The sequence below is a fragment of the Streptomyces sp. NPDC001002 genome (genome assembly GCF_053599215.1).
Genome location: NZ_JBSFLV010000274.1, coordinates 1 through 5,018, shown reverse-complemented (window position 1 = coordinate 5,018; position 5,018 = coordinate 1). Strand labels below are relative to the sequence as shown.

The window sequence follows — 5,018 nt, the reverse complement described above, 5'->3', positions numbered from 1 at the left end:
TGGTGCGTGCAGCTGCAAGGCGGAGGAGGGAGTCATGGCGGAGCCATGGCGAGTGACGACAACGCGGCAGATGTGCGTGCCAGGGCCCGCGACGCTGGGCTGATCCAGACGACAGCCCCTAGGACCCTCACCGACCAGGAACAGCGCGAACGCCGCGAGTGGTTCCGGGCCCGCTGGGAGCGCGGCGTCGCGTTCAACCGCCTCTGCCGGGTGCGCATGGTCCGCTGGGACCCCGACGGCGTCGAGGTCGTCCTGCCCTACACCGAAGCCCTCTCCGCCCACGAAGGCGTCTTCCACGGCGGAGTGATCTCCGCGCTCATCGACACCGCGGGCGCGGGAGCCGTGATCGCCGGGCACGACTTCCAGAAGGGGAGTCGGCTCAGCACCGTCTCGATGTCGGTGCAGTACCTAGCGCCCGCCCGGGGATCGGAGGCAGTCGCCTACGCGCGCTGTGTCCGACGGGGCCGCAGGCTGCACTTCGCCGACGTCGACGTGATGACCGACGGGATCGTCTGCGCCCGGGGGCAGGTGGTGGTGACGATCTCCGGCGAGCGACCGGGCGTCGGCGAACCCATGCAACCCATCCAACCCGTCCAACCCATGCAACCCGTCCAGCCCATTCCATCCATCCAGTCCATCGACGCCATCGAACCGCTGACCGAGGAGTGACGCGATGTCGGACGAACCCGACCAGGACCTGGTCCTGTACGAGGTCGACGAGGACGGTGTCGCCACCGTCACCCTCAACCGACCCGAGCGCAAGAACGCGTGGAGCCTCCCCATGGAGCGCCGCTTCTTCGCCCTCTTGGACGAGGCCGCCGCCGACCCCGCCGTCCGCGTCGTGATCGTCACCGGTGCCGGCAAGGCGTTCTGCCCCGGCATGGACGTTCAGCGCCTGGAACAGAACGCGCAGCCGGGCCAGTCCCTCAACCTCCAGGCCCGCGTGCCCATGTACAGCAGGCGGACCATGCCCAAGCCGCTCATCGCGGCCGTCAACGGCGCCTGCGCGGGCATCGGCCTGGTCCAGGCCCTGATCTGCGACGTCCGCTTCGCCGCTCGCGGCGCACGCTTCACCACCGCCTTCACCCGCCGCGGCCTCGCCGGCGAGTACAACCTCCCGTACGTGCTGCCGCGCGTCATCGGCCTGGAGAGCGCCCTCGACCTCCTCCTGTCCGGGCGCGTCTTCGACGCCGACGAGGCGAAGCAACTCGGCCTCGTCAGCCGGGTCGTGGATCCCGAGGACCTGCTTGACGCGGCCCGCGCCTACGCCCGCGACATCGCCCGCAACTGCTCACCGCGCGCCATGGCCGTCGTACGGCATCAGGTCTACGGCGACCTCGACCGGCCCTTCACCGACGCGCTCGCCCGCTCCTACTCCGCCATGGAGTTCTTCGCGGGCTCGCCGGACTTCCGCGAGGGGGTCGCCAGCTTCGTGGAGAAACGGGAGCCCAAGTTCGAGGGGCTGCCCCCGGACTTCGACCCGGACGAGGCCACGCGCGACGCGTTCCTGCCGTACTGACCGAGAAGAAGGACCGCTTCTGTGTGCACTGACCGAGGAGAAGGAAGATGACTGGGCAGCTCTTCCCGGTCGAGGCCGGGCACATCCTGGCGTTCGCCCGGGCCATCGGTGACGACAACCCGGCCTACGTCGGCGAGACCGCGCTCGCACCGCCCACCTTCACCATGGCGAGTGCCCACCACGACCCGGACTACCGGCTGCGGCCCAAGGCGGGCGAGGAGTGGTTCGGGTCCGGCGCCGGGCCCGGCGTGATGCCCGAGGGCGGTGGCGGGCTGCACGCCGAGCAGCACTTCGACTACCACCGGCCGGTACGCGCGGGGGAGACCCTGTACGCCACCACCGTCACCGGACGCAGCTGGGAGAAGCAGGGCCGCACCGGACGGCTGCTGTTCAGCGAGCGCGTCACCGAGTACCGGGACGCCGACGGCGAACCGGTCGTCAGCGCCCGCACCGTGGCCGTCGTGCCCGAGGGCCCCGCAACCCGGAAGGACGTCCGATGAGCCTGAGCGTCGACGACGTGAAGGTCGGCGAGACCCGCGAGAGCGTGCTGGTCGACGACCTCAAGCGCACCCGGATCGTCCAATACGCGGGCGCGTCGGGCGACTTCAACCCGCTGCACACCGACGAGCGGTTTGCCACCGAGGTCGCGGGCTATCCCGGCGTCTTCGCCCACGGCATGCTGACGATGGGCATGACGGGACGCGTCCTGACCGACTGGGTCGGCGTCGCATCGCTGCTGACGTACGGGGTGCGCTTCAAGGCCCAGGTGTGGCCCGGCGACACCCTGACCGCCACGGCGACCGTCGAGTCGGTCGAGGACACGCCGGACGGCCCGGTCGCCCACTTCTCGCTGCGTACCGTCACCCAGGACGGCGCCGAGGTGGTCACCGGCACCGCTTCGGCCCTACTGGAGCCCTGAACCGGTGGGCGGCGAGGCGGAGTTCACCTGGACGGCGACGGTGCTCGCCGCCTACGACCACTCCCGTCCCGCCGTCCGGTTCGGGGACCTCACCTGGACCGGACACGAACTCCTCGACCGAGCGGCCGGCGCCGCGAACTGGTTGGACACCCTCGGCCTCGACGCAGGCGCCCCCGTACCCGTCCTGGCCACCACCTCGGCCGACGCCCTCGCGCTCGTCATCGGCGGCGCGGGGTCCGGTCACCCGCTAGCCCCGCTCGGCGTCCGTATGACCCCGTACGAGATCGCGGCCGTGGTGGAGGCGTCGGGGGCCCAACTCCTTCTTGCGCAAACCGAGTTCGCCGAACTCGGAGAACAGGTCGCCAAGCTGTCCGGCCGCCGCGCCGTCATCGTCCCCGAACTCCGCCCGAGCACAAGGCCGTTGACCGCCGAGCCGGACGACCTTGCCATCGTCCTGCACACTTCCGGCACGACAGGGATCCCCAAGCCCGTCCGCATGACGCAACGTCGCCTGGCCGCCCGGGCCCGCGTCAACGGCCGCCTCTGTGCGCTCGGTCCGGACAGTTTCTACGGGGGCAGCGCGCCCTTCCATCATATCGCCGGCCTCGGCAACATCGCCGTCGCCCTGGCCGCGGGCGCGCTGATCACCGGCCTGCCCCGCTTCACCGTCGAGGGCTGGACCCTGCTGCGCGAACTCGGCGTCACCCACACGAGCATGGTCCCGGCGATGCTGGAGACCCTGCTGACGGCAGGCCAGGCACACCACGAGACGCTGCGGGTCCTGCAGTACGGCGGTGCGCCGGTCCGCCCCGGCACCCTACGCCGGACCTACGACGCGATGCCCGGCGTCCGCATGCTCAACATGTTCGGGCAGACCGAGGGTTCACCCATCAGCGTGCTCACCCCCGAGGACCACCGGGAAGCCGTCGCCGGTCGCACCGAACTGCTGCGGTCCGTAGGGCGGCCCGCTCCCGGCGTCGAGTTGCGGGTGCGGGACGCCGGACCGGACGGCATCGGCGAGATCCACGCCCGCGCCGACCATTTCTTCCGGATCGACGCCGAAGGCTGGCTGCACAGCGGCGACTTGGGCCGAGTGGCAGAGGACGGCTACCTCTATCTGTACGGCCGCGGCACCGACATGATCATCCGGGGGGGCGAGAACGTCCACCCGCTGGAGGTCGAGACTGTGCTGGCCGCGCACCCCGGCGTCGCTGACGTCGCCGTCACGGGCGCCCCAGACGAGCGCCTCGGCCAGACCGTCGTCGCCTTCGTCGTGCCGACCGACCCCGACGCCCCGCCCCAACCCGCCTCGCTCAGGGTGCACGCCCGGACCCGGCTGTCCGGATTCAAGGTCCCCGTCCGCTGGTGGTTCGTGGACCAGCTGCCGCGCAACGCCAACGGCAAGGTCGTACGGCAGCGGCTGCGCGAGCCCGGCCAAGGAGAAGCCCATGACTGACCACTCCGTCGTCGACCCGGAGAGCGTGGGGGTGGACCCGTACCGGCTTGATGTCCTGCTGCGGCGGATCCGTCTGGAGGTCGAGCGCGGACCGCTGCCGTCCGCGCAGGTCGCCGTCGCCCGGGGCGGTCGCCTGGTGGCGTTCGAGACCTGGGGGGACGCGGGACCGGACACCCGATACGTCCTGCAGTCCGTCGGGCGGTCGATCGTCGCCGGTGTCGTGTGGAAGCTGCTCGGCGAGGGACTCCTGCACCTGGACGAGCAAGTCGCCGCGATCATCCCGGAGTTCGCGCCGAACGGGAAGGAGACGGTGACCGTCGAGCAGGTGCTCACGCACACTGCGGGCTTCCCCTTCGCGCCCCTCGGCTACCCGAAGATGCTGGACCGAGAGCAGCGGCTCGCCGCCTTCGGGCGCTGGCGGCTCGACACCCCGCCCGGCACCCGCTTCCAGTTCCATCTGACTGCTGCCGCCTGGCTGATCGCCGAGATCGTGGAGCGGCGCACGGGGCTGCCCTTCGCCGATTACCTCCACGAGCGGATCGCCCGGCCGCTGGGCCTCACCTCGATCGAACTCGGCGTCCCGGTCGACCGACAGCCCGGCACCGTCGCCCCGATGACCGCCACCGACCGCACCGACGACACCCAGGAACCCGACCCCTGGGGACCGTGGTACCTCGCTGACCCCCGCGTCCTCGCGGCCGGTGAACCCAGCCACGCCCTGGTCGCCACCGCCGCCGATGTCGCCCTGTACTTCCAGGCGTTGGAGCACTCGGGGCTGTGGAAGCCGGAGGCGGTGGCGGAGGGCACGCGGATCCGCTTCACCCAACTCCCGTACGGGGAGCAGATCTACGGAGGTGGCGGCAGCCGCCGTACCAGCATGGGCCTCTTCGTGACGGTGGCCGGTCCGGACGCCGGAAGCCAACTCCCGTCCACCGGCTCGCCGTCGCTCTTCGGCAGCGCGGGCGCCGCCTGCCAACTGGGCTTCATGGACCCGGAGTCCGGCCTGTCCTTCGCCTGCCTGAGCAACGGTTACCCGCTGGCCGGCTACGACCACTCCCGACGCGGTAGGGCGCTGCTGACCAACATCGCGAACCTGGCGGCGGACCTGGTCGGTTGACCAGGTC

Annotated in this window: 6 protein-coding genes; all 6 read left to right on the top strand. The window is 71.2% G+C overall.

Annotated features, from left to right (window positions below):
• The first annotated feature begins 45 nt into the window (after positions 1-45).
• Genes ACWDR3_RS47175 through ACWDR3_RS47150 form a run of 6 tightly spaced genes read left to right on the top strand, consistent with a single transcriptional unit; the run spans position 46 to position 5,011 of the window.
• A complete protein-coding gene (locus ACWDR3_RS47175; RefSeq protein ID WP_450358861.1) occupies positions 46-669 on the top strand; it encodes a hotdog fold thioesterase in 624 nt (207 codons plus the stop codon).
• A gap of 4 nt (positions 670-673) precedes the next feature.
• On the top strand, positions 674-1,519 hold the full coding sequence (locus ACWDR3_RS47170) for an enoyl-CoA hydratase-related protein (protein ID WP_450358860.1): 846 nt from the start codon (positions 674-676) through the stop codon (positions 1,517-1,519).
• Between the two features lie 47 nt (positions 1,520-1,566).
• On the top strand, positions 1,567-2,019 hold the full coding sequence (locus tag ACWDR3_RS47165) for an FAS1-like dehydratase domain-containing protein (protein WP_450358859.1): 453 nt from the start codon (positions 1,567-1,569) through the stop codon (positions 2,017-2,019).
• Positions 2,016-2,438, top strand: coding sequence for a MaoC family dehydratase (locus ACWDR3_RS47160; RefSeq protein WP_450358858.1), 423 nt, complete (start codon positions 2,016-2,018; stop codon positions 2,436-2,438). Before ACWDR3_RS47165 ends, ACWDR3_RS47160 begins: the two co-directional genes overlap by 4 nt.
• A 4-nt stretch (positions 2,439-2,442) precedes the next feature.
• On the top strand, positions 2,443-3,894 hold the full coding sequence (locus tag ACWDR3_RS47155; protein ID WP_450358857.1) for a class I adenylate-forming enzyme family protein: 1,452 nt from the start codon (positions 2,443-2,445) through the stop codon (positions 3,892-3,894).
• The gene (locus tag ACWDR3_RS47150) at positions 3,887-5,011 is read left to right on the top strand and encodes a serine hydrolase domain-containing protein (RefSeq protein ID WP_450358856.1); all 1,125 of its coding nucleotides are present in this window, start codon (positions 3,887-3,889) and stop codon (positions 5,009-5,011) included. The genes ACWDR3_RS47155 and ACWDR3_RS47150 overlap by 8 nt, the downstream gene beginning before the upstream one ends.
• Positions 5,012-5,018 lie beyond the last annotated feature (7 nt).